Genomic DNA, 25,554 nt, shown 5'->3' with positions numbered 1-25,554 from the left:
AAATGCTTTTTCTATATTGCTTCCTGATAGTGCCCGGCGCCCATGAACTGGTGTCACAAAACGTTTGAAAAGGGTTAGGTTTCCACCATGGATTCCTTGTTAAAATAAGGATATACATTACTGATAGAGGGAGAAGGCTATGAAATATATTAAGTATTTGCTGCTGATGTGTGCAATTGTTGCCATTGGAGTAATTTCAGCCTGCAGCTCGAATTCATCGAATTCCGATGAACTGAAGCTGGATTCGAAGCATGCGCCGCTGCCTGACTTTGTCCTGTCTACCCCTGAAAAGGTCCAGGAGACGTATGTAATGGCCGCCGAATATCCTGAAGTTCTCGCATCAGTCCCATGCTATTGCAGCTGCGGCACAGGCGCCGGCCATAAGAGCAACCTCGATTGCTTTGTCAAAGGCATAGGCAGCGAAAATGCCGTGACTGAATGGGATGACCACGGCACCGCTTGAGACATTTGTGTCAATATCGCCCGGGAGGCGGTACAAATGAAGCAAGATGGAAAAGGCCTAAAGAGCATCAATAAAGCAATTGTCGAGAAGTATTCCTCCTATGGAGAAGGGACACCAACGCCTGTCCCCGCAGATTAACTCCGACCTGGCTGGCAAACACAATTAAATCAAAGTATGAAGCCTCTCTTCCCAGGGAGGTTTTTTTGGACCACCGGCGCTATGTGAGCCGCGATCCGATTTTCTTGGATACGCGGCCATTGTTCGAAATTCCTTAACCTTTTCTCGATACTTTCTGCACAATTTTCCTGCATCCTAAAAGCAGGACGTTCCATATGATTTTCAGAAAAAACAGTCGTTCAATCCGGCTGCTGTATGGGTTTTGCGATTGCAGTCCAATAAACGTCACGAGAGGGAGAGCCATGAAATTATCACGTTATTTGCTCCTTGCAATGGCGATACTCGCCATTGGCATCATTTCAGCCTGCAGCTCTTTGGATACAAAAGACCTCGCGCTTGATTCAAAGCATGCGGCCATGCCCGATTATGTTATGAATTCATCAAAAAAGGTCCAGGAAACGTATCTCCTTGCGGCACAGTATCCGGAAGTTCTGGAATCTGTTCCATGCTATTGCGGCTGCGCGGCAGATGGCCATGAAAACAACCTTCACTGCTTCATTGCCGGAATGGATGGCGATATGGCTGTAACCGAGTGGGATCCTCACGGGATTTCCTGAGACATTTGTGTCAATATCGCCCGGGAGGCGGTAATGCTGAAACAAGACGGAAAAAGCCTGAAGGAAATCAACAAAACAATCGTCGACCATTATTCATCATACGGTGAAGGAACGCCAACACCTGTTCCGGCAAAATAAGCCTGCGTCATTTACACGATTGATTTACGAAGCAAGTATGCCGCTCCAAAGCCGGGGCGGCATTTTTCAATCGCAAGGAAGGCTACCTATTACTGGAACCAGAAAAGCGTGCAGCCACATTTCAAAAAATGATTTTCGAATAAAAAGGGCATTCGCCAGCAATTGGAAAGCGAATGCCCTTGCTTATTGTATATACCGAGTACATTAGGCAGCCATCTTCCTGCAAGCCTCGGCACAGCGGAAGCAGGCTTCGGCACACTTCTGGCAGTGCTCATGATGGCTGTGCTTCTGGCATTCTTCCCCGCACGCCGCGCAAATTTCCGCGCAAAGGGCGCAAATCTGTTTTGCAAAAGGGGAATTGGACTGCATCGCTTTTATCGCGAACGCGCACATATCGGCGCACTCCCGATCAGAACGGATGCATTCCGCCATCATCTTGACGTCTTCTTCCCTTAAACAGGCATCATAACACGAATTGCATGCATCCATGCATTCAAAACAGGCATCAATGCACTCCTGATACATTTGCGTATCCATCCGAATCACCTCCTTTTTTAATCCTTTATACTGTTACCCGGGCCATTAAAGGTTAAACGGGGCGTTCTTTCACCCCTCATTCTAATGAAAATGTAGTGGGATTCTTATCTAATTTTATTGCTCTGCCCGATTATGATGATATTTTGCATGAAAGGCATGGGGCATAGCCATCATGGAAACAAGAATTCTGATGAAAAAATAATGAAGCTTGAAGCGGAGGTAAAAATCTTACTAAATTACTTCAGGAAAAAAAGTAATAATGACTTTTATAAAACAAAGCCAGGACTCTAAATTCAAAGTCCTGGCTTTAAAAACACTTATCATAATCCTCTGCAGCAGCTGCCAGAGGATTTCTTCTTCGAATCCTGTCCATTACAGCCGCAGTTGCTTTCACCACAGCACTGTTCTTCTTTTGCTTCACTGCTGGCGGCCCGGATTACAAACATGACTCCCAACCCAACCATCAGGATCAATCCGAACAATACCCCGATCACTAAGACCACCTCACTTTTCCCTTTCAAATTACGAAACGTGGTTACTTTATGGACTTGATCTCTCGTCGGTGCCCGGTCTCCTTGAATTCTTACTGGACAACTCCCTTATCCATTAACGGTTTCCAGTTCCCGCCTCCATTATCAGTATAGAAAACACTGTTTTCAAAGGTGGAAATCGCGATTTTTGTTGAATCCTTCGGGTTGATTCCGAAATATGCCACCGCATCCTGTCCAAGGTCGAATCCTTTATCGGTCCAGGTTTGGCCCTTATCGGAGCTTGTCATGATCCCTGCTCCCTGGTTGGTAATCGAGTAGCTGATCAATTCCTTTGTATCCGGCAATACGCCAAATGCAGTAATCAGTCGGGATTGGTCATACAGTCCCCACGTAACGCCGCCGTCTTCTGACCTCAGGATGCCGGAATCGCTACCGGCCAGCAGGACATTTTCGTTATCCGGCATTGAAACAATCGAATAAATCGTATGCAAATCCTGCGGGAGTCCGGTTGAGTTTAGGAGTTCCCAATCCTCACCCCCGTTTGCGCTCTTGTAAATCCCCGCCTTGTAGCTTCCGCTGTCCATCTGGTTTACACCGTAAACGATATCGGGGTTGCTGAAATTAGACGAAAGGATATGGAAGTCAACCTTGCCGAGCAATGAAATCGGCTCCCATTTCTCCCCATTATTTTTACTTACCATAAACCCCAGCGGATTGGGAAGATTGGACGCTTTTCCAGGGTGCCCGCTTGAAATCATCGTCCCATCGCTCATTACATTAAAGCCCATAAAATCAAAATCGTAGTTCCCTTTAAAGGTCCAATTATTCCCACCTGCTGTTGCCAGCATTCCTTCGTGCGTGGCAATATAAATAGTTTGATCTGCGGCATAGGCAATTCCGTGCAGATGCTCCGCCTTAAAGCCTTTGTTGACTTTCTTGGCGCTTCCCTCCTCCTTTGATGAAGCCAAACTGCATCCGCTGATGACCAGACCTATCGATAGTAAGCCTGCAAGAACTCCCAATTTTTTCATTTAATAATCCCCTTTTCATTGTTATACCCGATGGCTCATCGGGAGCGAGAACAGGTAAATGTTGATAACCGCCAGCAGCAGCATCAGCCCATAGATTGGCAGCATGCTTTTGAAGCCTGATTTGTTGCCCATTTTATAAACAGTAAACATTGACCCGAAGAATCCCACTGCAATTATCGCGAATTGGAGCAGCTGAACAGACGATGTAGGCAACAGGGCAAGGCTGCCGGGATACGTTTCTACCCCGAATACGGCGATTGAGTTATACCAAATTGCCTTTCCTTCCGTGATGACGTGGAAGAGGTTATGGCCCAAATGCCCTGCGAGGTCAAGCGGGATAATCGCATAACCGAAGCGGATGAAGTTCCGTTTTACAGTATCGGCCATGCCCATCCTGCTCGCCAGCTTTGCGGTGCCCAGAAGAAGCAGGATCGGGAGCGCCATCGAAATGACATAGGCGATTGTAAAATTAATGACATAGCTGTCCGTACCCGTAATGCTTCCAATTTTCTCAAGGATTTCGCCCCATATTTCGAGCATTGTGATATTTTGAACAAAAACAATGCCCATAATGACCGCCGCTAGTGCCGCATGCTCGAGCCTCGGGTTTTTAATAAACCACAATTCCTTTGTAGGTTTTCTAAAAGACAGCCGGATTGAGTCGTTCGGGCAGTTCTTGATGCAATTTCCACAAACATTGCACTCCGCGCTTGAATCCATCGTCCTGACATATTGGAACATCGGACAGCCTTCCGCCTTCTCGCTTCCCTTGAAGCACGACTGTGATTTGCATGATTTGCAAATATCCGCCGTTCCCCTCAATTCGAGTGAGCCGGCCCGTGAATAGTTTCCAGCCAGCCCGCCAAGGAAACAGAGCGTTTTGCAAAAAGTCCTTCTCTCATAAAAAACCGAAGTCGCAACAACCATTGTTACAAGGACGAGCAACAGGTAGCCCGATCCACGCGGGGACTCGACTATCCCCCAGACATGGTCGCTGTATGTGATCATAATGAAGAACAGGTCGATTAGCCAAATACCGTATTTCCTCAGGAATTTCGGCATCGGGCGATTGCCTCCAACCAATTTCCTAACGATATCGCTCAATTTTCCGAACGGGCAAATCGCGCACCAGAAGCGGCCAAGGGCGATAAACAGGATTGGGATGATAGGCCACCAGAGGACCCAGGTCATTGTCGTTCCAAAGTTCTTTGAAGGATTCGCCGTCCCGGCAACAAGCTCGAAAACGATATAAGAGAAAACGACTATGACAATCCATTGGAAAATTCCAGGGTACCAACGGCTTTGCATGAATTTCTTGATTGCCGGCACGGTCATCAGGTTAAAAGGCTGCTTTTCCGCCTTATCGCTTGTTTTAGGCGCGTGCAGATTTTTTTCCGGGATTGCCATGTTCATCACCTTTCCTTCTGGACAACTTATTCCAGATGCCAATTAGAATGAATAAGAGATTAATAACGCCAAAGGTGCCAAGCACTTTCATATTTGGAGGGGTTTCGGTTACTGGCCCGTGGCTATGGCCTCCGCCCTCTGCACCGCCGCCCTCATGGCTGTGCCCCGTTGCTTCCTTGTTCTCCGATTCATGCCCTGCATGGGGCATTTCTTTTCCGCTGTTCCTGAATTTTTGAGCCGCATCCAAAACCCCCTGATCATTATGGCTATGCCCACCATCGGCGGAAACGTTTATACCAAAGGAAACGATAAGCGCCACTCCAGCCAATAAAGATAACCACTTTTTCACTTGCCCTCACCTCCGCAAATTCCTGCTTAATTTCTTTATAGGTACAATGTAAAAAGAAACTGTGCAGATTCTTTGCTTTTTCTGTGAATAAAATGTGGAGATGAGCGTTGAAACAGCCCTTTGCCACCATTCTGTAAAAAATAGACTTTCCACCAATTTTTAAGTTGTTAGTAGGAAGAAAAATTCTATTATTGAGTTTCTGTCCTATGCGAACAAAAAACGAAGCATGTCTCCCGAACGGCTTTCATATGTATGAACCGAGGTGATGTCCATGTTTCTCCCGTTTATCTTGATTTCACTTTGTGCCGCTGCCATTGCCGCGGCCTTCCTCTCCGGGAAGCTCAAAACCAGGCTTGGCCATTCTGAAGGGATGGCAATTTCAATGCTGTTTGGAATGCTGGCGGGTTTGGCGGCGGGGACGGCATTCGGTACTGTGCTTCAGGGGGATTTATATTCAGCTACGCTTTACGCCGCGCTTTTCGGGGCATCGGCGGGTATGGCAGGCGCTTTTTCATTAGGCAAGGCGGCTTTGATTGAAGGCTTTGGCGCGGGCTTGATGGGCGGAATGATGGGGGCGATGGCAGGGGAAATGCTAACTTCTTCCCAATCGGAAAAACTTGTTAACCTTTTGCTGGGGTTAACTTTCAGTTCATTACTTTTATTCGGAGTACTTCCTTCAAAAAAGGAAACGGAACCTCCACTCCCATCCAAAAGATGGCTCCTAAAGCCTTTAGCAGTGTTTTTGCTCATCACCGGCTTATTGGTTGGCGGCAGCCACTGGTTCAAATATTCTGAAGGAAAAGTAAAAGAGGATTACCAGATGGAGAAACAGAATGAACATGGCCACTGATTTTGATCATTAGCATGGTTTTGCCCCGGGAAACAGAGTCAACAAAAAAAGCTGATCCAGCCCCGCTGAATCAGCTTTTTCCATTAATATGTCCAATCCTACAGCTTCACCTTCTGCAGCCTTAATGCGTTCAGTACGACGGAAACAGAACTGAATGCCATAGCCGCCCCGGCGAGCCACGGGGCCAGAAATCCCAGCGCGGCGACAGGAATGCCGAGCGTGTTATACCCGAACGCCCAGAACAGGTTTTGTTTAATATTGCGGATCGTCAGCTTGCTCATGAAAATCGCATCGGCAATACTGTTCAAGTCGCCGCGGATGAGCGTAATGTCCGCCGCTTCCATTGCGACGTCCGTCCCTGTCCCGATCGCCATGCCGATATCAGCCACGGCAAGCGCCGGCGCGTCATTAATCCCATCGCCAACCATCGCGACTTTTTTACCGGCGGCCTGGAGTTTTTTCACTTCCTCCGCCTTGCCCTCCGGAAGAACTTCGGCGATGACGTTGCCAATCCCCGCTTCCGAAGCGATCGCCAATGCCGTCTGCCTGTTGTCGCCCGTAATCATAATGACTTCAAGCCCCATATCCTTCAGGCGCTTCACCGCCGCTTTCGACGTCTCCTTGATCGTATCGGCAACCGCCACAATGCCGGCGTACTCACCGTCAACAGCAATCAGCATCGCTGTCTTCCCTTCCCGTTCAAGCTCTTCCATTTTTGGAAAAGCGGACAACGCCCCGACGTTGAATTTTTCCATAAGCCTTCGAGTGCCCGCGAGCAGTTCGCGTCCGCCAACACTGGCTTTAATTCCATAACCCGGTATCGCTTCAAACGAATCCACCGGCCTAAGCGCAATTCCTTTTTCCTGGATGCCCTGGACGATCGCCTGGGCAAGCGGATGCTCGGACTGCTTTTCCGCGGAGCCCACAAGAGCGAGAAACTCCACCTCTTCAACCGCACCGGAAAGGATGGTGTCTGTCAAAACAGGCTCGCCATTGGTGACGGTCCCGGTTTTATCCAAAACAACCGTTGTAATGCGGTGGGTCAGCTCAAGATGTTCGCCGCCCTTAAACAGGATGCCATATTCCGCCGCCCGGCCTGACCCAGCCATAATCGAAGTCGGCGTCGCAAGCCCAAGCGCGCACGGGCAGGCAATAACGAGTACGGCAATCATTTTTTCCAGCGCCTCGGCAAAGTTGCCTGGGCTCGCCCAGAAATACCAGATAAGGAATGTAACAACGGCAATCCCGACGACAATCGGGACAAAGATGCCCGAAATTTTATCGGCAAGCCGCTGGATTGGCGCCTTGGACCCTTGCGCTTCCTCGACCACCCTGATGATTTGCGCAAGCGCGGTGTCTCTGCCGACCTTCGTTGCTTCTATTTTAATAAAGCCGTTTTTATTAATCGTCGCGCCGATGACAGAGTCCCCAACCGTTTTATCGACAGGGACGCTTTCGCCGGTCAGCATCGATTCGTCAATCGCCGAGTGGCCTTCAACAATTTTGCCGTCAACTGGAATTTTGTCTCCCGGCTTGACGTGGATAATGTCGCCAACGAGGACATCCTCAAGTGAAACTTCCACCTCGGCCCCGTTCCGTTCAACGATCGCGGTCTTCGCCTGAAGGCCCATCAATTTCTTGATCGCTTCCGAAGATCGGCCCTTCGCCCTTGCTTCGAACAGCTTCCCGAGGATAATGAGCGTAATCAGGATGGCGCTAGTTTCATAGTAAAGTTCGACCGAATGGCCTCCTTTAATCGACATATAAAGGCTGTAAAAATAGGCCGCCGACGTTCCGAGTGCCACGAGCACATCCATATTGGCGCTGCCGTTTTTAAGCGCTTTGTATGCGCCAACGTAAAACTGGCCGCCAATAATAAACTGCACGGGTGTCGCCAATGCCAGCTGCACCCATGGGTTCATGAACATATCCGGCACATAGATGAACGATGTAAACGAAAAGTGTCCGACCATCGACCAAAGGAGCGGCAGCGAAAGAATAAGCGAAATGATGAATTTATTCGTTTGCCTTTTGATTTCCTTCTGGCGGTGATCCGCCGCTTCCCCGCCGTTATTTTCATCTTTTAAAATCGCCCCGTATCCAAGGGCTTCCACCTTTTTAATAATATCGCGGTCTGAAAGGACAGATGGATTGTACTCGACTGTCGCCTTTTCAAGCGCCAAGTTAACGGATGCGTTCGTAACGCCTTCCATCCGGTTCAGCCCTTTTTCGATCCGGGCGGAGCAAGCCGCGCACGTCATCCCGCTAATATCGAATTCCTTCTTCTCGGCGATGACATCATAGCCGAGGTCACGGACCTTTTTTTCCAATGCTTCGACGTTCGTGACAGCCGGATCGAACTTTACAGCCGCCCGCTCAAGCGCCAGGTTCACGCTTGCTTCCTGGACGCCTTCAAGCTTATTCAGCCCTTTTTCTATTCTGACCGCGCATGCCGCGCACGTCATCCCCGTGATTTGCATCGTCGTTTCTTTTTGCGCCGTTGCTGTTGCCTGGCTCATTTCCTCAACTCCTCATACCCGTCAGGGGTATATTTTATTGAAAAAAGGAACGTGCCTGAACGAGCACGCGCCTTCAATACGGAAAATCTTCCTCAAAAAGAAGCTCCGCTTGATCCCTTAGACTACGTCGTAGCCCTGGTCTTCGATTGTTTCCTTGATTTTGTCAAGTGAAACGGCATCGTCCTTATACTCGACGGCAACTGTCTTTTCCTTCAGGTCGACGAGGACGCGCTCAACGCCCTCAAGAGCGCCGACGCTTCCTTCAACCGCTTTTACGCAATGGCCGCAAGACATGCCTTCTACATTTAAAAGTGCTTTTTCCATGAGATATTCCCCTCTCAATATGAGATTATTTTTTCATGAGCCTTTGAATGGTTACAAGGAGCTCATCAACTACTTCATGATCGCCTTCCTGAATCCGTTCTACGACGCAGCTTTTCATATGGCCTTCCAAAAGGAGCTTCGCGACAGAATTGAGGGCGGCCTGTGTTGCCGAAATTTGCGTGATGACATCGTCGCAATATGTGTCTTTTTCAATCAGGCCCTTTATCCCCCGGATTTGTCCCTCAATCCGATTCAGCCTCGTCACCAAATTGTTTTTTGTTTTCTCCGAATGGTGGCTTTTACGGACAGAACCCTCGCTGGCGCAATGTTCGTCGCAGCCAGGAACAGCTTCAGTGGTCCCCACATTCAACAAGACGGGTTCCTTCAGGCTGTTCTCCGATTCCGGGATAAGCTCTTTAGGATTTAAATGATTCATTCCATCGCCTCCTGATTCGATATTACCATACCCCCATATGGTATACAAGAGATATGAATGGCGATTTTTTGAAAAAAATATAAATACACATATTCCCTATATCTTTTCCTGATAATCCAATCTTATAAAATTGAGAGATTGTGCAAAAAGGTTGGGATATGATAAAAAAGTGACCAACCATAAATGGGTAACGGAGAGTGAGCTTTCCCCTGCTGGATAACACAATGTAAAAAACCGGCTATCGAAGCCGGGTTTCTTACTATCTGGGAGTCAGGACGTTTTTTCCTGAACAAGGCGGGAAACCTCATCGATTCCAATCCGTTTCAAAAACTTGTGGAAAGGCTCTCTTTTTTTACCGAGCGAGCCATAAATCCCGAGGAGATTTTCGACGGATTCGTATAATTCATCCGGATTCAGCCGTTCCCTGAACAAAGTTCCCGCTTTGGCGTCGGCTCCCTTTGATTTTCCGCCAATGTAAAGGTTGTAATGATCATTTACCTTCATGACGCCAATATCATTGACCAGCGGCTCCCCACAGCCAACCGGGCAGCCGGTATAGGCGGGTTTCAATGTGAAAGGAACCGGTTGTCCTGCAATCCGCTTATTTAGTTCAATGGCAACTGGCATGCCTTCTTCAATTTCCCCCTTGCAAAAATTGCACGTCCTAAGGCTTTTCACATAGTTTCCAACCGGATAACAGCTTAAGCCCACTTCTTCAAATTCCTTTATAACTTCGTCTTTCTTTCCCTCGGGTATTTCAATATACAGCTGTTGGAAGGTGGTCAGTTCCAGCTCCCCGTTTTCCCCAAGGTACTTCGCCAGAGTTACGAGCTGCCTGGCCGTCAGTTTCGCGCCAAATCCGATTCCGCCATTAACGGCTATTTTTATCATTTTTTCCATGGGTTTCTCCCTCTAAGGATATTTTAAAATTAAATTGTCCCGCTATAAAACTACTTTCTATCATTATAGCTAATCGGAGGGCATTGTTGTTAGGTGAATTTCGCGGGTCCCTTTTTTCCGAATATGCTAAGATGTAAGCAAGGACATTCACTCCATTGTTCCTACCCTAATATCCTGATAATGAGGTGGCGGCGATGTGTGTTTCCAATAATGCGATTGAGATGCAAACCTACAGGATGAGCGAGGAAATCAGGGTTCATTCCATCTATATCCCTGTAGCGGCTATTTTTTCCGGCGGGAGACGGGTGAATTTTGGTGACGACAGTAAGTCCCCGGACGGCTATATTATAAAAGTCGTCCTGCAGGATCACGAAGGAAACGAGTATGAAGTGGAACCCGTGGAGAATGGCTTGAGGTTTGCAAAGGGTGAAATCAACTATAAGGATTATCAGAGAGTGCAAAAGAGTGATAATCGAAAAGCGATTGTGCTATTCACCGGGACAGCCGGCTCCTTATTCATCACAGGTTGGGCAATTCTGCAATTATTCGGCTAGCCCATTTTTTCAGCTTTCGTTCGGGATTTTTGGCCTGCTAAAATGGCCCCCGGTTTCCCAAAAGCCATCTATTATTATTAGAATAGGTGATAAATCATATAAATGACTCCTGCCAGGAGCCAAACAAAAACTCCGGGTCATAGCGAAATGGCCCCTTTTCCTTTTTTTACATCCTGACCGGATGCTTTTCCCAGCCGGATGCCTCAGGAGCCAGTTTCCTCACAATCTTCCTTCTTATCCATATCATTTTGCAAGAGTATCCTCCTCCCAACCGTGAGCTATTTTTATTTACCCAATCATACCCCATGGGGTACAATAAGTAAAACGACTCGGTTTGGAGGCAAGTCCATGAATTTACTGACAATCGGGAAGGTGACTGTGCCGGCTGGGTTGGCCGCGGCCTTGGCGGCGGTTTTCCTCGCTCCTCTCCTTTATAGGGCACTTATGAAAACAAAGGCCGGAGATTGGTATTGGAATACCTTCTTCTTCTTTTTCCTGGCAGCAAAACTAAGTTATATTCTTTTTTATTGGGGTATCTTTAGCAAATCCCCGGTATCGCTCCTTTATTTTCACGGTGGCTCAAAAGGGATGCTGCTCGCCCTGCTTGCTGTGTTTTTTTACCTTTTTTACCTAGCCAAAAGCGGGAAGCTTCCTCTCGCAGGCGAAGGGCTTCCTTTATTCCATTTGTTCGCCCTGCCCCATTTTTTAATTCTTTCTATGATGGCCAATGAATTGCCGGCCGCCGCCGTGTATTTCCTATTGCTGGCGGGTACACTATTAGTTGTTTTTCAAAAAAGGCAACTAAGTGTTGAGGCCTTTATCATGCTGTATTTCGCAGAAGTGCTTGGAGTAAGTATTTTTAGTTCCATTTTCAGCCCCGGCAATCTGGCTGTTCTTGCCGGAGGACTTTTCTTTGGTTTAATGGCATACTTAAAAAAGGGGGTGCAAGCATGAACAAGAAAGCTTTCGCGGCAATTATTCTTAGTCTGGCTATTGCAATCATTGCGGTGAATAGTTGGAAACCATTGCTTTCATCCGGGGAGAAAAAAACACCTGAAGCAAGTGAATCCGCGGCTAACTCGAATGTCGTTGGCATCGCCCAGGGAAACATCGCGCCGGATTTTGAACTCGCCTTGCTGACGGGTGAAAAGGTAAAGCTATCCGACTACCGCGGGAAAAAAGTAATTTTGAATTTCTGGGCAACGTGGTGTCCGCCGTGCAAAGCGGAAATGCCTCATATGCAAAGCTTTTATGAAAAAAATAAAAACAAAGAGATGACGATCCTGGCAGTCAACCTCACCGCGCTTGACAAGGGCCAAGAAGCGATTGATACGTTTGTGAAGGATTACGGCCTGACATTCCCGATTCCCCTCGATGAGAAAAATAAAATTGGGACGCTCTATGAGACGATAACGATACCGACAAGTTATATCATTGGCACCGATGGCAGGATTTCAAAGAAATACATCGGGCCGATGGACGAGGAACTTATGGCCAAGCTATTAAAAGAAGCAAATTAACCGATTATAAAAATACAGCCTGAACCGGAGGATTACCCCGATCAGGCTGTTTTTACATGGACATTTATTTTTCAAGCTGAGGCAGTTTAGACCGCTTCGGAAGGGTGATGCCTGTAATGCCATAAAAAATGGTGAGAAGCGGTGAGAACAGGCAGAAGAAGGCAAACAGTGCGTAATCCGTAACAGGCACGCCAAGAACCGATGCGATGAAAACCCCGCATACGCTCCACGGAACAAGCGGGTTGACGACTGTTCCAGCATCCTCAAGCACCCGGGATAGGTGTTTTGGCTGCAGGCCCGCTCTTTTAAAATGCTCTTTAAATGCATTCCCCGGCAAAAGTATTGATAAATACTGCTCTCCAATCATGAAATTGACGGCAATGGCCATTCCTGCGGTTGCACCAATCAGCATTGAAACCCGGTTAAGGAAACGTTGGACGACCGACAGCAGGGAGGGGAGAATCCCGAGCCTGAACAAAAGTCCGCCCATGCTGAGGGCAAGCAGGATGACGGAGATGCTGAACATCATGCTTTCAATACCGCCGCGTGACAGCATCGAATCGACTTCCTGGATCCCGCTTCCCGACTTGTAGCCGGAATAAAGGAGCGCGAGGAATCCTTTTCCGTCCACTCCCCCATTAATGAAGAACGAAATTAGCAGTGCCGAAATGGTTCCCGCCGATAAGGTGGCGATAGCGGGCACTTTTTTCAGAGCAAGCACCGCAAGTATGGCGCACGGCACGAGCGAGTACCAATGGACAAGATTCAAGTCCAGCAATTCAGCTTTAATGATTCCCATTTGCTTTATGCTCTGATGGGAATCGGCCGGCGAAATCATCATATATACGATGAATGAAAGAATGAATGCAGGTATGGTTGTCCAGGCCATATTCTTTATATGTTCAAATAAATCAGCGCCCGCGACACTTGATGCCAAGTTGGTCGTATCGGATAGGGGGGACATTTTATCACCAAAGAATGCCCCTGAAACGACTGCCCCGGCCGTGATGACGGGTGAAATGCCAAGCGCCGTGCTCGCTCCGACAAATGCAACCCCAAGTGTCGCCGCTGTCGTAAGTGAACTGCCGATGCTTAGGCCGATAATCGATGTAACAACGAAAACAATCGCATAGTAGAACTTCCCCGATACGAGATCGACGGCGAGGTAAATGAACGTCGGAATCGTCCCGCTCGCCATCCAGCTGCTAATGAGCATCCCGATAAAAAAGAAAATCATCGCCGCGGCTATGCCCGATTTCGCACCTTCCGCCATCGCGGCATCAAGCTCCTTGAAGCTTACCCGTTTAACCGCCCCATACCCTAGCAAAAGGGCGATCCCGGAAATAATCGCGATTTGCGGTACCACCTCCAACCCGATAATCAGATACCCGACTAGCCCCATCAATAATAGCGTAATGATAGCGGCCTCTATCGGCTTGATAGCAAGCTCTTTCTGTCCCTGCAGCATATTAACTCCTCCAATGAATCCCTGGTTTTTCTTGATGCGCACGCACTTCTTGGCGGCTGTTTTGACACAAAAAGCCCTTTCGCCGTCAGGGGCGAAAAGGCTCCGCGTACCACCCTAATTGGCAGGCGATCCCTGCCCTCTTTGCAAAATATGCCCATTCAAATCAGTTATATTTTTTTCGAAATTACCAACGCCCGAATTCCCACCAGCCATCCGGTCTCTTGCTGCCGCTATCGGCCACCCTATTAATTCTGCGGGGCATACTATATACTGTTTTGTATTCGATGCAAGGAAATCACTTCTTTGCACAAACGCTTTTAAGCGTTAAAGCAATTCTACAAAACTACTATACACCCCTTTTCCCTTGCCGTCAAAAAGAAAAAAGTACCATAATAGAAAAAGGGACGAGCAGCAAAAAATACGTTGCGTTGTCCGGCGTGTGGGCCTGGCGCTGTTACTGGATTTTATTTTCCGAGTGCCACGTTGGAGAAATTCTTGGTAAAAGGCTGATAACGGGTTTTTATTTGCCAATTTGGGGTATTGAAAAAGGATATGGTTTTAAAAGAGAGAGAAATTCAGTGGTTGCGCAGCCGAAGGGGTTAGGATATGGCGATTTTGATTGTAGATGATAACCAGGTGAACTTGTTTTTAATAGAAAAGATTTTAAAGCGGGCGGGATATGAGAATTACCTGTCCTTTTCATCAGCGCGCGAGATGTTTGATTATTTGCAGATTGACAGTCCGCATCCGGTTGAACGGCCTGCGGATTTAATTTTGATGGATATTATGATGCCTGAAATCGACGGGATTGTGGCATGCAGGAAGCTGCAGGAGACGCCGCATACGAGGGATATCCCCGTTATTTTCGTCACCGCGCTCGAGGATTCGAACAAGGTTGCCGAAGCGCTTGACGTCGGCGGAATGGATTATGTAATGAAGCCAATCAATAAGACCGAATTGCTTGCGCGCATCCGTGTTGTGCTCCGGCTCAAATATGAAAAGGATTGGCATAAAAAGCATGATGAGAAAATCCGGAATGAGCTGGAACTCTCGATGCAGGTTCAGACGAGCCTGCTTAGCGAACCGGTGGACGATTCCAATTTGAAAATAAAAGCCTCGTATTTGCCGGCGAATACTCTGGCGGGTGATTTGTATTACTGGCATAAGATTGATGAAAATCGTTATGCAGTCATTCTTTTGGACATGATGGGCCATGGGATTTCCGCCTCGCTCGTGTGCATGTTCATTTCCTCTATACTACGGGATTTAATCAGGGTGAATCCGGACCCAGAGCATGTCATCCGCGAGCTGAACCGCTGGATGAACTCGTTGAACAGCCGGAACCAGCAAATCCCATACTATTTCACGGCTGTGTATTCGGTTATTGACGCCAGAGAAAAGACGATTGAATACGTGAATGCCGGACATCCTTCCGGCTACGCGCTCATTGACGGGCAGCGGCTTGAAGATCTCGGCTCAACTACTTGCGCGGTTGGTTTTTTTGATGCAATCACGGTTGAAAAAAAGATTCTTACATATGAAGACTCCGCGCAGCTGCTTCTATTTACGGATGGTGTACCGGAAACGGCCGAGAAAAATGGCCTTGCAGGGATGGAGTATTTACAGATGGCCGCATCATCCGGTTGGTCTAATTTAGCCGAGTGCGAACCGATCGACCTCCTTCTCTCAAAGGAGCAGCAGACATCGGCAAGTGATGATATGTGTGTCGTTTTAATAAAAGCATCATAATGACAAGGATAAACGAAAGTCCGGATGACTGGTCCGGGCTTTTTTTAGCTAGTCACAATCTTTTGTCAGGATTCCGGTTTGGGAGGAATCTTTGCCAGTCTGGTTTATCAGCATTTGATCCGGGTTTATCAGCATTCGGGACTCATTTATCAGCATTTGTTTCACGTTTATCAGCATTCGAGACTCCTTTATCAGTATTTGATTCGGGTTTATCAGCATTCGGACTCTTTTATCAGTATTTGCTCCCTACTTATCAGCATTCGCATCCCATTTCTAAGCTTTATAACCTAGTCCATCAGCTCTTTTCCCGAAAAAACACCGCTCTCCGAAGAAAGCGGTGCATTTCCAATTACCTTTGCATTTTCCTGTAAATCTTTTCGGAAGCATCAAATTCCGTGAATTGCGGATGGGCTTCGCTCCGGATGGCCTCCTTGCTGCCAAGCCCGAGAAACCCTCCCTGGCTGAGGCTCGCATTAATAAGCCGGAGTACGTGGTTCTGAAGGTCCTGGTTGAAATAAATGAGGACATTCCTGCAAATCACCACATGGAATTCATTAAAAGAGCCGTCAGTCACCAGATTATGCTGGGCGAAAATGATTTTTTCCCGAAGCGACGGGTCGAGTGTCGCAAAGTGGCTATCTGCGGTATAGTATTCGGAAAAGGAACGCCTTCCGCCAGCCTGAAGGTAATTTTTCGTATAATCCTGCATTTTTGAAAGGGGAATTACTCCTTTTTCCGCGGCCCGGATTACTTTTTCGCTCATATCGGTCGCATAGATTTTGGCCTTGCCGCCAAGCCCTTCCTCCTCGAGCAATATCGCCATCGAGTAGGCCTCTTCGCCGGTCGAGCAGCCGGCATGCCAAATCCGGATTTGCGGGAGACCCTTTAAATGGGGCACGACATTCCGGCGGAATGAAGCAAAGAAGCTTGGGTCTCGGAACATTTCCGTGACGTTGATTGAGAAATCATCGAGCAGTTTTTTGAGGACCGTATCATCCTCAATCACCCTTTCCGTCAGGCGGGAAATGCCGGGAAGCTGTTCGAGCCTAAGCCGGTTCTGGACGCGGCGCATAATGGATGAATTCATATACTGCCGGAAGTCGAAACCGGACAGCCGGTAGACTGCCAGCAGCAATAATTCAAGTTCAAGTTCTTCCTTTTGCAAAAAAATCCTCCTCTATCTGGCGAGCCAGACCCTCATCGCTGAAAATAGCTGGTCCATCTTTAGCGGCTTGCTGATATAATCCGAGGCGCCCGCTTCGAGGCATTTCTCCTTGTCTCCCTTCATCGCTTTCGCGGTCAGGGCGATAATCGGAATGTTCCCATAGCGGTCCATTCCCCTAATTTGCTGCATCGTTTCATATCCATCCATGATTGGCATCATAATATCCATCAGGATAATGTCAACGTTGTCGGTCCTTTGGAGAATTTCCAGGCATTCCATTCCATTCTCGACCGATAAGACGCGCATGCCTTCCCTTGAAAGTGCCTTGTCAAGCGCGTAAATATTGCGATGGTCGTCATCGGCGACAACTACCGTCTTGCCACGGAGATTATTGAACGGAACAGACCCGCTTTCCTCATGCCCTTCCTCCTCAGCCATCAACGGGTTTCCATCGGCGAACAGTACGGAATTCCCTGCGGCAACCTCTACGCTCGCTGCTTTAACCTGGCCGGAAGGATGCTCTCCGCCAACTGATGCTTCTACTCCACCCTCATCTTCGGACGCGCCGTTATGAACCGCGGGAGTTATCGCCTCCCCGCTGGTTGGCACCCCTTTTGGAAGGCTTGGGATGAGAAGTGTGAATGTACTTCCCTTGCCTTCCTCGCTTTCAACGGTGACCGTTCCACCAAGTAAGCGGGCAAATTCGCTTGAAATCGAGAGACCCAGCCCCGTGCCGCCATATTTCCTCATTGTCGCCCCGTCAACCTGCTGAAACGCTTCAAATATGAGCTGCTGTTTGTCCTCGGCTATGCCTATGCCCGTATCGCTGACCGAAAACTTCAGCCATGTATCTGAAACCGGCTCAGCTGGTATTTCATTGGGTTCCGCTCTATTTATGCTTGCAATAACAGCACCTGATTCAGTAAATTTAAATGCGTTTGCCAGAAGGTTTTTAACGATTTGCTGGAGGCGCTGTTCATCCGTGTAAAAAAGATCGGGCAGGTTATCCTCAATATCGACCATGAACCCGAGCCCTTTCCTTACCGCATGGTGGGAAAAGAGATGCTCCAGCCTTCCGCCGAAATCAGCAATGTTGACGCCGTCAAAGACAACCTCAAGCTTTCCTACCTCGACTTTTGATAAATCAAGAATGTCATTAATCAGGTTCAGCAAATCCTGGCCTGAAGTATGAATGACTTTGGCAAAATCCTTCTGCTCATCCGTCAAGTTTTCATCCGTGTCTTCCCCAAGCATTTCGGACAGCAGCAAAATGCTGTTGAGCGGAGTCCGCAATTCGTGGGACATATTCGCCAGGAATTCAGATTTGTACTTCGAGCTCAGCTGCAGCTCCTTCGCTTTGACCTCAAGCTCTTCCTTCGCTATAAGCAGTTCTGCAGACTTGATTTCCGCGTCTTTCGTCCGTTCTTCAAGCTGCTCATTGATCATGCGGAGTTCCTCCGCCTGGGTTTGCAGTTCTTCGGATTGGGCCTGCAATTCCTCGGACTGGGACTGAAGTTCTTCCGCCTGGGCCTGCGACTCGAGGAGAAGGCGTTCAATTTCCATTCTGCCAAGAATATTCATTACTGCCATGCCAAGCGTTTCAAATACTTTATTGGCGAGTATTCTTTCGGCCCGGGTAAATGGCTTCAGGGATGCAAGTTCAATGACCGCGACCGTTTCATCCTTGACGAGAACGGGCGCGATCAGTAGGCTTTTAGGCTTCATTGAGCCAAGCCCCGTGGAAATCACAGTATAATCTTCCGGAATATCTTCAATATAAATAGCTTCTTTTTTCACCGCGCACTGACCTGCGAGGCCTTCCCTGAGCGCGATTTCTGCACGGCCGGCTGTTCCGCCCCCATCAGCAAACGAACCTACTTTTTTCAAAGTTTGGTTCTCCATTAGGTAAAACGCGCCAAGGCTTGCACCTACCGCGGGAGCCAAATTTGCCATCAGCTGCTCGGCAAGACCTTCAACTTCAGTACTTTTGTGATACAGGTTGATAAGTTCGGCGGACTGGGTCTGCACCCAGTTTTGCTCTGATATTTCAGCTGTAAATTTCTTTTCCTTATTGTAGTATGTCTCAAGCGACACGGCCATGGAATTGAAGGCGGCAGAAATTTGGCCGATTTCATCATGCGCTTCAACCTTTATCCTTGGAATTTCGGCGAGGTTGTTATAATCAATCGTTTTAATTCCTTCAGCCACTGAATCCAATCTCCTGCTGGTACTTCGGATTACCCAAAGCGTAACCCCGGTGATAAGAATTGCCGCTGCAATAACTGAAATGAACAGCGCGGCGAATAACTGGTCGTAGGATTTATTGGCGCTTTTAAGCGACTCGTTCATCAGGCGTTCCTGATAGGACTTGAACTCATTAACCTTTTTAACGAGTTCGCCTTTTTCAGCCACCGAGCCATAATAGATTTTCCGAAGATCGGCCGGCTTGGCGCCCGCCTTTAACCCCGATATGAGCTGTTTCTCCGTATCCAGATATTCCCGGTAGGCGATATCTATTTCCTTAAGCAATTTTTTCGATGTCGGCTTGTTCAGGATCCCATCAAGCTTAACAATCGATTCCTGGACAATTTTTTGGTTAGACTCAAGCAATGGGATGAGGGTTTCAATATCCGGGCTGTTCCCTTCCTGAATCGCATTAACGAGTTCCCTATCTGTTAAAAGAACTGCCTGGCGTATTTCCATGGCATCATTTACTTTATCGTACCGGTCTTCGACGATTGACAACATATTTGTCTTAATTTTTCCTGTTAACGATAAAATGACAAATAAAAGCAGCGTCATAAATAAAAGTGTCAACCCGAGCCCAAAAAATTGTTTCTTTTTAAATGTCACAACCATTCCCACTTTCTTCAAATCTACGGTCTCGTATTCTATTTAATACTATATCAGTGGTTTTAATGTTTTTCGAGAATTAAGCGGGAATTGCCACGCATTACAAAAAATATCGAAATTTGATCTAGAGCAGAAATAACCAAGCACTCTTATTAAAACTGAAATGCAATAATTCCCATTCCTAAAATACTGGGATCCCCAAAAAACGAGCCGGCACATTTGCCGGCATTTTCCTTGATGCACTTATTGTTTGATCCATGCCCAGGCAGCCTCTTCCTCACCGCCAGAAAAATGCCTGGCTTCAAGGCCGGGCAGGAATTTCCCAAGCTCCGTCACCGCTTCAAGCCACTTCAGGTCGGTGACAACGGCGAATTTCCGGAACTGGCTCCACCTCTTCGCGTCGAATTTCATCCCATAGGCCAGCCCCATCAGTGTCGTTCCGTCCACTTCATGCATTTTTGCAAATATATTAAACTCCCTGTTATCGCCAATCGTAGATTTTACAAACTGCTCCAGCTTTTCGGCATCCTCACGAGTCGCCGTACCGGAGAATTCAACAGCGATGGTCGACTCATCCCTGCTTGGAATTATCGTAAGCATATTCGAAGCCTCCCGCCAATATATATATCCATTCTAGAATTCCCCGTATCAGGGGCTTCGAAACTACAAAGCTTCTGCCAATTTCATAGGCATTTCACCAAGTTTTTCTTTTTTAACGCAAGCAGAGAGAAGCAGGGACATATCATTTTCTTCATCCGTATACGGAAAGAAGAATCAAATCAGTTCCCTAATTCACATTTAAGACCGCCAAAAAATTGAAAGCGGCCCTTTGTTCTACAAGGGGCCGCTCCGCTTCTATTATTCCATGAAAATAATTTCTATTAGGCACGAGTCTACTTTTTCAAATGGTACGGCACGGTTGTGACGATGACGTCGCGCCGGTAGAGCAGGAACGCCCTGATAAGGAAGCTCGACTGGTTGTGAAGAATGTTATGCCAGCCTTCCTTTGGAATGAACTGCGGGATGACGACCGTTACCCGATAGTTCATTTCTTTTGATTTGTGCTCAACGATATCGACGAATTTGGTCAGCGGCTGAATGATGCTCCTGTATTGCGAATGGAGTGTAACCAAACGGACATCCGGCTGCCATTTTGCCCATTTCTCCGCGAATTTCTTTTCTTCTTCACGGTCAAAAGCCACGTAGACAGCGATGATTTGGTCCGCGTTCAGCGACTTCGCGTAATTGATCGAGTTCTCGACGACATGGGTAATCCCGGCGACCGGGACAATCATGACATTCCCTTCGATAGGCGTTGCCGCTTCGCAGGATGCAATCCGAAGCTGATCGCCGACAGCCTCGTAATGGCGCTTGATGCGATGGAACAGCAAGATGGTCAACGGCAGGAACACAAGAACTGGCCAGACCTGCGTGAATTTTGTTAAAAAGAACATCAGGGAAACGATGAATGAAATGGCCGCACCCGTTGCGTTAATGGCTAGTTTCACCCGCCAGCCCGCCGGCTTTTCCCGAAGCCATTTTAAAATCATTCCGGTCTGTGAAAGGGTGAACGGAATAAAGACCCCGACCGCATAAAGCGGAATCAGGCTTTCAGTGTGCCCTTTAAACATAATGATCAACAGGATTGAAGCAAACCCAAGTGTGATGATGCCGTTTGAGTAGCCGAGCCTGTCGCCGCGGATTGTAAACATACGCGGAATGAACTTATCCTTCGCCAGATTGACAGCAAGCAGCGGAAATGCGGAATATCCCGTATTTGCCGCCAATACAAGAATCAGCGCCGTTGTGAACTGGATAAAATAATACACCGCATTCCTTCCGAAGACAGATTCCGCGATTTGCGAGACTACCGTTTCCTGTTCATTAGGAGAAATCCCGTAATAATATGCAAGCAGGACGATGCCTGAAAACAAGATTGCGAGCAGTGTTCCCATCGCCGCGAGCGTTTTTGCCGCATTTTTCGGAGCCGGATCCTTGAAATTCGGAATCGCATTCGAGATTGCCTCAACCCCGGTCAAAGCCGAACTGCCCGAAGCAAAAGCCCGGAGCAGCAGGAACAGGGAAATACCGGCCACCGGCGTGCCGATTGGCGAATGCAGGGCTTCCGTCACCTGGCCGGTGAAAATCTTATACATCCCCGCACCAATCATAATAAAGAGTGCAATAACGAACAGGTAAACCGGATAGGCAAGGATTGACGCCGATTCGGTCACCCCCCTCAGATTGAGCGTTGTAATGAACAGGACAAACAGAACCGCAATCAGGATATTGTGGGAATGCAGGCTCGGAAAAGCAGAAGTTATCGCATCCGTTCCTGCAGAAACACTGACGGCCACCGTTAAAATATAATCGACAAGGAGCGAGCCGCCCGCCACAAGGCCATAGTTCACCCCCAGATTTTCCTTCGATACGACATAGGCTCCCCCGCCTTGCGGGTACGCATAGATAATCTGCCGATAGGACAGGATCAATGCAAGCAGGAGCACGAGGACGCCCACGGCAATCGGAATGGAGTACCAGAAGGCCGCCGCGCCGATTGTTACAAGGACGAGCAGGATTTGTTCCGGGCCGTAGGCAACAGACGACAGGGCGTCCGATGACAGGATGGCGAGCGCTTTTGTCTTGTTCAGCTTCTGCTCACCGAGTTCGTTGGACTTTAAAGGCCTCCCGATCAAATACCGCTTTATGGAAGATTTCACTTATGTTCACCACCAGATGTATGAATAGAATTAGTTTAAAAAACACCACAAAAAAATGCCCGCAAGCCATCAACGAATAGACTTGCCGACATTTGGATTCCCGTCGCGCAAGCTTCAACTCCCTTCCCAAAAACGCTTACGAGGTTAGCTGCCGGATTCGGGCCTGTGAGTAGCCCTACCTGTAAAGGATTCACCCCTGGAAAAACCAAGATTGGGTCCCCCGCACCAGTCGGTTTCAGCGATTTAGAAATTTGAAACTGCTACCTACTATACTCCTGCCGCATTTGGTTGTAAAGATGGCAAATCTAAATTTTTTCATGAAAGTAATGGCTTTTAAGCAACTTTTTTCAGCAGGGAATTATATTGGTTAAAAATAAAAAAAAACCTCCGCAAAGGGGGTTATCCGATCCATTCGTATTGGATAGTGCCAACGCTTGTTAAACGGATTTTTCTACAGCTCGGCAGCCGAACTCCTTCCACAATCCAACTGCCGGTAATATCAGTCCTTCTTCTCCAACGATGAATCCATGATGAAAAGTTCTTTTATTAGGAGTGTTTCCCCTTTTGAGGCCATATTTTTTAATTCGTACCAAATCTTTGCCTTGTCCCCTGTTTTTAAAAACTCCTTTACTTTCGTCTCCTTCACAAATTCGATTTGGGTTCCCAAGTATTCTCCCCGGCTTCCAAAATAACTTTCAGCCTCTTGGGCATTTTTAAAAAGGGGCGCTTCCTCTTCTTTTACAAAAAACATTCCGCTATCCTTTACAATTATATAGCCATCGGTTCCACAAGCCTTATCCTTCCCGGCATCGCCTGTATAAAAAGAGCGGAACTTCTCCGATTCTTCAGTCCGGTAGCAGATCGCCACATCGCCTGCCTTGTCTTGTTCGTTCCAAAACACGAAAATGATTTTTCCTGTTTTCCCAAATTGATGGGCTTCCCTGCCAATAATCACTATCTCCTTCGGGCCTGTAATGTCCCACTGGCCTGTCCTGAATTGAAACGCTGTATAGACATTCCCATCCATCACGCCATCAAAGTTTGCTGGCTGTTCACCCCATAACCGAATTACTTCCTCTTTGTTCATCCCGAGGCGGATTCCTTCTCCTAGCTCTTCCAATTCATCACTCGCGTTGCTGTTTCTCGCAGCACGTTGCCTATCTTCTTCCCCGGGTGCTAAGGTAAAAAATATACTTAAGCATATTGCCAGTATTAAAAACCCGGCAGTCAGCACGGCGTTTCTCATCCAATCCCTCCAATTTCCTATCTATTAATTAGACGTTTCCGGACAGGAAAAGATTGCTTTTTTCAAAAGAAAAAAGCGGCCTGCATTGGGGAACGCAAGCCGCTTAATAAAACTTATTTCGTGCCGGGTGCTGCCTGGTCTACTCCTCTTACACGATGGCGATGGCCATTGTTTTCGGTCGTGTAAAAATCGTAGTAGTGGACGTGCATGCCATTGCCAACCGGAATCGCCGGCCCCGAGTATGCCTTGTACTGGTGGTAATGGCCGTCCTCGAAAACAACATAGCCTTCCGTATAATGGACATGGCTCCCATCTTGCGTCTGAATCGGAGGAGACGTCACATCCAGGCACTGATGGACATGGCCGTCACTCACCCCTGTATAATCGACTGACCCGTGATTGTGGTTTGGCACAAACCCTGGCACAAAATCATCTTTTCCCGCCATTCTCATACCCCCTAAAAAACATTGTCCTTCTATACTTATTTATAGAAAGCAGGGAGTATGACAAGGGGGTCAACGAGGACTTTTACAAAAGATTTGGGCTATCCATTTGTGAAACGGCATAGATAAGATGGATTTTGTTGAATATGAATGACTCCTTTTCTAGCGTGAAGCCAATCTTCTCCGCTACTCTTATCGAAGGGATGTTTTCTGGGCCGATGATGCTGATTAGCCGCTTCAATCGCAACCGGCCAATGCCGTACTCCCGGGTTCCAAGAGCAGCTTCCGACGCATAGCCCTTTGACCAGTATTTCTTGTTGATATGGTAGCCGATTTCGACCTCTTCCGTACCGTCGACAGTTTGCTTCACAAGGCCGCAGTCGCCGATTACTTCATCTGTTTCCTTTAAACAAACCGCCCAAAGCCCAAAACCGTCCTTTTCATATCTCAATTTGTTTCTCGCAATCCAGTTTTTTGTTTGTTCTACACTGAAAGGCGCGGGGTAATGCCTCATTGTTTCCGGGTCGGAAAAGATTTCGTGGAGAAAAGGAAAATCATCATCGGAAAATTCTCTTAAATACAATCTTTCAGTCTCGAATATAACCTGCATTTTGCATCCCCCTTAAGGTATTTAACAAAAATCTTATCTTAATCAGCCGTCTATTTTTACAAATCGTGTTAAACTTTTGATAATACTGTTTTTTAATTTTAACAAATTTGGGGGAATCCGGGTGAAGCATATCGTCGAAAAAGAATGGCTGCTGAAACATTTAAATGAAGAGGATGTAAGAATCATTGATTGCCGGTTTTCGCTCGCGAACCAAGAAAAGGGCGGCATCGAGTATGAGGAAGCGCACATTCCAGGGGCCGTTTACTTTGATTTGGAGAAGGACCTGTCAGGAGCCGTTTCAGATCACGGAGGAAGGCATCCATTACCCCAGCTGGATGGGCTGATTGACAAACTTGAACAGGCTGGAATTGGTGAAAATACGAAAGTTGTCGCCTACGATAACGGCGAAGGAGCATTTGCGGCGCGTTTCTGGTGGATGCTGTCCTACCTGGGCCACAAAAATGTGTATGTACTGAACGGCGGCTTCAAAAAATGGACCGAAGCTAATTATCCGGTTACGGCGGAAATCCCCGCCTTCAATCGCGCTCAATTCCATCCTTCCATTGACGGTTCTTTGTTGGCCGATATGGAAGAAGTCAAAGCAATCTCCATGGGCAAAACCAAAAACGCCGTCCTGATTGATTCGCGTGAAGAAAAGCGCTATCAGGGCATAGAGGAACCGATTGATAAAAAGAAGGGCCATATCCCTGGAGCCGTCAACAAACCGTGGATGCTTGGGCTCGATGCGGGGAGCTATAAGCCAATCGAGGAACAGAAAAAGCGATTTGCCGACATCGCTCCGGATAAACAAGTTGTGGTATATTGCGGCTCCGGCGTCACCGCGGTCCCTAATTTCCTTGCATTAAAAGAAGCCGGCTATGAAAATGTGAAACTTTATTTGGGCAGCTTCAGTGATTGGATTTCCTATGAGGAGAATGAGATTGAATAGTTTGTTTTACCAGCGGGAGGTAGCCTTCCCGCTGTTTTTTTTCTCAAAAGCTGTGGGTCCGGACACGTGAATTTCTGCCAAAAAAAAGACCCCAAAGC

Annotated in this window: 28 protein-coding genes and 1 riboswitch; of the genes, 10 read left to right on the top strand and 18 right to left on the bottom strand. The window is 47.6% G+C overall.

Annotation, left to right across the window (positions count from 1 at the left end; translation table 11 throughout):
- Positions 1-139 precede the first annotated feature (139 nt).
- The gene (locus DRW41_RS07375) at positions 140-601 is read left to right on the top strand and encodes a PCYCGC motif-containing (lipo)protein (RefSeq protein WP_342771983.1); all 462 of its coding nucleotides are present in this window, start codon (positions 140-142) and stop codon (positions 599-601) included.
- A gap of 281 nt (positions 602-882) precedes the next feature.
- Positions 883-1,335, top strand: coding sequence for a PCYCGC motif-containing (lipo)protein (locus DRW41_RS23370; RefSeq protein ID WP_342771982.1), 453 nt, complete (start codon positions 883-885; stop codon positions 1,333-1,335).
- A 204-nt stretch (positions 1,336-1,539) separates the two neighbouring features.
- Here the strand turns inward: DRW41_RS23370 and DRW41_RS07355 are convergent, their stop codons facing one another.
- Positions 1,540-1,872, bottom strand: coding sequence for a four-helix bundle copper-binding protein (locus DRW41_RS07355; protein ID WP_115451323.1), 333 nt, complete (start codon positions 1,870-1,872; stop codon positions 1,540-1,542).
- A gap of 117 nt (positions 1,873-1,989) precedes the next feature.
- Between DRW41_RS07355 and DRW41_RS23750 the strand changes: the two genes are divergently transcribed.
- Complete coding sequence (locus tag DRW41_RS23750) at positions 1,990-2,163, top strand: DUF2933 domain-containing protein (protein ID WP_439330851.1); 174 nt, start codon at positions 1,990-1,992, stop codon at positions 2,161-2,163.
- A gap of 29 nt (positions 2,164-2,192) precedes the next feature.
- Here DRW41_RS23750 and DRW41_RS22640 read toward each other — a convergent pair whose 3' ends face one another.
- From DRW41_RS22640 to DRW41_RS07335, 4 genes are all read right to left on the bottom strand, one after another.
- A complete protein-coding gene (locus DRW41_RS22640) occupies positions 2,193-2,375 on the bottom strand; it encodes a hypothetical protein (RefSeq protein ID WP_142752193.1) in 183 nt (60 codons plus the stop codon).
- Positions 2,376-2,455: 80 nt separating this feature from the next.
- Positions 2,456-3,394: a F510_1955 family glycosylhydrolase gene (locus DRW41_RS07345; protein WP_115451321.1), complete on the bottom strand. Its 939-nt coding sequence runs from the start codon at positions 3,392-3,394 to the stop codon at positions 2,456-2,458.
- 21 nt (positions 3,395-3,415) lie between these two features.
- The gene (locus DRW41_RS07340) at positions 3,416-4,807 is read right to left on the bottom strand and encodes a 4Fe-4S binding protein (RefSeq protein WP_245959371.1); all 1,392 of its coding nucleotides are present in this window, start codon (positions 4,805-4,807) and stop codon (positions 3,416-3,418) included.
- On the bottom strand, positions 4,767-5,150 hold the full coding sequence (locus tag DRW41_RS07335; RefSeq protein WP_115451320.1) for a hypothetical protein: 384 nt from the start codon (positions 5,148-5,150) through the stop codon (positions 4,767-4,769). The genes DRW41_RS07340 and DRW41_RS07335 overlap by 41 nt, the downstream gene beginning before the upstream one ends.
- A 271-nt stretch (positions 5,151-5,421) precedes the next feature.
- On the opposite strand from DRW41_RS07335, the gene DRW41_RS07330 reads away from it, so the two are divergent.
- Positions 5,422-6,000, top strand: coding sequence for a hypothetical protein (locus DRW41_RS07330; protein ID WP_115451319.1), 579 nt, complete (start codon positions 5,422-5,424; stop codon positions 5,998-6,000).
- A gap of 98 nt (positions 6,001-6,098) precedes the next feature.
- Here DRW41_RS07330 and DRW41_RS07325 read toward each other — a convergent pair whose 3' ends face one another.
- The 4 genes from DRW41_RS07325 to DRW41_RS07310 form a co-directional block, all read right to left on the bottom strand.
- Positions 6,099-8,519, bottom strand: coding sequence for a heavy metal translocating P-type ATPase (locus DRW41_RS07325; RefSeq protein ID WP_115451318.1), 2,421 nt, complete (start codon positions 8,517-8,519; stop codon positions 6,099-6,101).
- A 117-nt stretch (positions 8,520-8,636) separates the two neighbouring features.
- Positions 8,637-8,843, bottom strand: a complete 207-nt coding sequence (copZ, locus tag DRW41_RS07320) for a copper chaperone CopZ (protein WP_115451317.1) — start codon at positions 8,841-8,843, stop codon at positions 8,637-8,639.
- A 25-nt stretch (positions 8,844-8,868) separates the two neighbouring features.
- Positions 8,869-9,279 carry a metal-sensitive transcriptional regulator gene (locus tag DRW41_RS23580; RefSeq protein ID WP_281272289.1) on the bottom strand — a complete coding sequence of 137 codons (411 nt, stop codon included), beginning with the start codon at positions 9,277-9,279 and terminating at the stop codon, positions 8,869-8,871.
- A gap of 270 nt (positions 9,280-9,549) precedes the next feature.
- A complete protein-coding gene (locus tag DRW41_RS07310; RefSeq protein ID WP_115451316.1) occupies positions 9,550-10,179 on the bottom strand; it encodes an NAD(P)/FAD-dependent oxidoreductase in 630 nt (209 codons plus the stop codon).
- A gap of 194 nt (positions 10,180-10,373) precedes the next feature.
- On the opposite strand from DRW41_RS07310, the gene DRW41_RS07305 reads away from it, so the two are divergent.
- The 3 genes from DRW41_RS07305 to DRW41_RS07295 all read left to right on the top strand — a co-directional run bounded on the left by DRW41_RS07305 (position 10,374) and on the right by DRW41_RS07295 (position 12,253).
- Positions 10,374-10,733, top strand: coding sequence for a hypothetical protein (locus DRW41_RS07305; RefSeq protein WP_115451315.1), 360 nt, complete (start codon positions 10,374-10,376; stop codon positions 10,731-10,733).
- 348 nt (positions 10,734-11,081) lie between these two features.
- Positions 11,082-11,687 (top strand): hypothetical protein, encoded by a 606-nt coding sequence (locus DRW41_RS07300; RefSeq protein ID WP_115451314.1) that lies wholly within the window; start codon positions 11,082-11,084, stop codon positions 11,685-11,687.
- Positions 11,684-12,253, top strand: a complete 570-nt coding sequence (locus DRW41_RS07295) for a peroxiredoxin family protein (protein WP_115451313.1) — start codon at positions 11,684-11,686, stop codon at positions 12,251-12,253. The genes DRW41_RS07300 and DRW41_RS07295 overlap by 4 nt, the downstream gene beginning before the upstream one ends.
- 64 nt (positions 12,254-12,317) lie before the next feature.
- Here DRW41_RS07295 and nhaC read toward each other — a convergent pair whose 3' ends face one another.
- Positions 12,318-13,721, bottom strand: a complete 1,404-nt coding sequence (nhaC, locus tag DRW41_RS07290; RefSeq protein ID WP_115451312.1) for a Na+/H+ antiporter NhaC — start codon at positions 13,719-13,721, stop codon at positions 12,318-12,320.
- A gap of 284 nt (positions 13,722-14,005) precedes the next feature.
- On the opposite strand from nhaC, the gene DRW41_RS07285 reads away from it, so the two are divergent.
- Together DRW41_RS07285 and DRW41_RS07280 are read left to right on the top strand one after the other, a co-directional pair.
- The gene (locus tag DRW41_RS07285; RefSeq protein WP_115451311.1) at positions 14,006-14,350 is read left to right on the top strand and encodes a hypothetical protein; all 345 of its coding nucleotides are present in this window, start codon (positions 14,006-14,008) and stop codon (positions 14,348-14,350) included.
- Positions 14,328-15,470, top strand: a complete 1,143-nt coding sequence (locus DRW41_RS07280; RefSeq protein WP_115451310.1) for a PP2C family protein-serine/threonine phosphatase — start codon at positions 14,328-14,330, stop codon at positions 15,468-15,470. The genes DRW41_RS07285 and DRW41_RS07280 overlap by 23 nt, the downstream gene beginning before the upstream one ends.
- Before the next feature lie 48 nt (positions 15,471-15,518).
- Here the strand turns inward: DRW41_RS07280 and DRW41_RS23575 are convergent, their stop codons facing one another.
- From DRW41_RS23575 to DRW41_RS07245, 8 genes are all read right to left on the bottom strand, one after another.
- Complete coding sequence (locus tag DRW41_RS23575) at positions 15,519-15,647, bottom strand: hypothetical protein (protein WP_281272288.1); 129 nt, start codon at positions 15,645-15,647, stop codon at positions 15,519-15,521.
- 172 nt (positions 15,648-15,819) lie between these two features.
- Positions 15,820-16,635, bottom strand: a complete 816-nt coding sequence (locus DRW41_RS07275) for a CheR family methyltransferase (RefSeq protein ID WP_115451309.1) — start codon at positions 16,633-16,635, stop codon at positions 15,820-15,822.
- Positions 16,636-16,647: 12 nt separating this feature from the next.
- A complete protein-coding gene (locus tag DRW41_RS07270) occupies positions 16,648-19,494 on the bottom strand; it encodes an ATP-binding protein (RefSeq protein ID WP_115451308.1) in 2,847 nt (948 codons plus the stop codon).
- 237 nt (positions 19,495-19,731) lie between these two features.
- Entirely contained in the window at positions 19,732-20,088 is a 357-nt protein-coding gene (locus tag DRW41_RS07265) for a SpoIIAA family protein (RefSeq protein WP_115451307.1), read from the bottom strand.
- Positions 20,089-20,381: 293 nt separating this feature from the next.
- A complete protein-coding gene (kimA, locus tag DRW41_RS07260) occupies positions 20,382-22,208 on the bottom strand; it encodes a potassium transporter KimA (RefSeq protein ID WP_115451306.1) in 1,827 nt (608 codons plus the stop codon).
- Positions 22,209-22,326: 118 nt separating this feature from the next.
- A riboswitch (cyclic di-AMP (ydaO/yuaA leader) is annotated at positions 22,327-22,459 on the bottom strand.
- Between the two features lie 248 nt (positions 22,460-22,707).
- On the bottom strand, positions 22,708-23,454 hold the full coding sequence (locus DRW41_RS07255; protein ID WP_115451305.1) for a hypothetical protein: 747 nt from the start codon (positions 23,452-23,454) through the stop codon (positions 22,708-22,710).
- A 113-nt stretch (positions 23,455-23,567) separates the two neighbouring features.
- Entirely contained in the window at positions 23,568-23,906 is a 339-nt protein-coding gene (locus DRW41_RS07250) for a YmaF family protein (protein ID WP_115451304.1), read from the bottom strand.
- A gap of 76 nt (positions 23,907-23,982) precedes the next feature.
- On the bottom strand, positions 23,983-24,507 hold the full coding sequence (locus tag DRW41_RS07245; RefSeq protein WP_115451303.1) for a GNAT family N-acetyltransferase: 525 nt from the start codon (positions 24,505-24,507) through the stop codon (positions 23,983-23,985).
- Between the two features lie 121 nt (positions 24,508-24,628).
- On the opposite strand from DRW41_RS07245, the gene DRW41_RS07240 reads away from it, so the two are divergent.
- Positions 24,629-25,456: a sulfurtransferase gene (locus DRW41_RS07240; protein ID WP_115451302.1), complete on the top strand. Its 828-nt coding sequence runs from the start codon at positions 24,629-24,631 to the stop codon at positions 25,454-25,456.
- The last annotated feature ends 98 nt before the right edge of the window (positions 25,457-25,554 follow it).

Source organism: Neobacillus piezotolerans (assembly GCF_003362805.1).
Taxonomy (GTDB): domain Bacteria; phylum Bacillota; class Bacilli; order Bacillales; family Cytobacillaceae; genus Bacillus_D; species Bacillus_D piezotolerans.
This window is presented reverse-complemented; position numbering and strand designations above follow the sequence as displayed.

Coding starts and splice junctions, on each gene's coding strand:
- DRW41_RS07355 (WP_115451323.1), bottom strand. CDS start 1,872: ATGGATACGCAAATGTATCAGGAGTGCATTGATGCCTGTTTTGAATGC.
- DRW41_RS07345 (WP_115451321.1), bottom strand. CDS start 3,394: ATGAAAAAATTGGGAGTTCTTGCAGGCTTACTATCGATAGGTCTGGTC.
- DRW41_RS07340 (WP_245959371.1), bottom strand. CDS start 4,807: ATGAACATGGCAATCCCGGAAAAAAATCTGCACGCGCCTAAAACAAGC.
- DRW41_RS07330 (WP_115451319.1), top strand. CDS start 5,422: ATGTTTCTCCCGTTTATCTTGATTTCACTTTGTGCCGCTGCCATTGCC.
- DRW41_RS07325 (WP_115451318.1), bottom strand. CDS start 8,519: ATGAGCCAGGCAACAGCAACGGCGCAAAAAGAAACGACGATGCAAATC.
- copZ (WP_115451317.1), bottom strand. CDS start 8,843: ATGGAAAAAGCACTTTTAAATGTAGAAGGCATGTCTTGCGGCCATTGC.
- DRW41_RS23580 (WP_281272289.1), bottom strand. CDS start 9,279: ATGAATCATTTAAATCCTAAAGAGCTTATCCCGGAATCGGAGAACAGC.
- DRW41_RS07310 (WP_115451316.1), bottom strand. CDS start 10,179: ATGGAAAAAATGATAAAAATAGCCGTTAATGGCGGAATCGGATTTGGC.
- DRW41_RS07305 (WP_115451315.1), top strand. CDS start 10,374: ATGTGTGTTTCCAATAATGCGATTGAGATGCAAACCTACAGGATGAGC.
- DRW41_RS07300 (WP_115451314.1), top strand. CDS start 11,082: ATGAATTTACTGACAATCGGGAAGGTGACTGTGCCGGCTGGGTTGGCC.
- DRW41_RS07295 (WP_115451313.1), top strand. CDS start 11,684: ATGAACAAGAAAGCTTTCGCGGCAATTATTCTTAGTCTGGCTATTGCA.
- nhaC (WP_115451312.1), bottom strand. CDS start 13,721: ATGCTGCAGGGACAGAAAGAGCTTGCTATCAAGCCGATAGAGGCCGCT.
- DRW41_RS07285 (WP_115451311.1), top strand. CDS start 14,006: ATGCAAGGAAATCACTTCTTTGCACAAACGCTTTTAAGCGTTAAAGCA.
- DRW41_RS07280 (WP_115451310.1), top strand. CDS start 14,328: ATGGCGATTTTGATTGTAGATGATAACCAGGTGAACTTGTTTTTAATA.
- DRW41_RS23575 (WP_281272288.1), bottom strand. CDS start 15,647: ATGCTGATAAACGTGAAACAAATGCTGATAAATGAGTCCCGAATGCTG.
- DRW41_RS07270 (WP_115451308.1), bottom strand. CDS start 19,494: ATGGTTGTGACATTTAAAAAGAAACAATTTTTTGGGCTCGGGTTGACA.
- DRW41_RS07265 (WP_115451307.1), bottom strand. CDS start 20,088: ATGCTTACGATAATTCCAAGCAGGGATGAGTCGACCATCGCTGTTGAA.
- DRW41_RS07255 (WP_115451305.1), bottom strand. CDS start 23,454: ATGAGAAACGCCGTGCTGACTGCCGGGTTTTTAATACTGGCAATATGC.
- DRW41_RS07250 (WP_115451304.1), bottom strand. CDS start 23,906: ATGAGAATGGCGGGAAAAGATGATTTTGTGCCAGGGTTTGTGCCAAAC.
- DRW41_RS07245 (WP_115451303.1), bottom strand. CDS start 24,507: ATGCAGGTTATATTCGAGACTGAAAGATTGTATTTAAGAGAATTTTCC.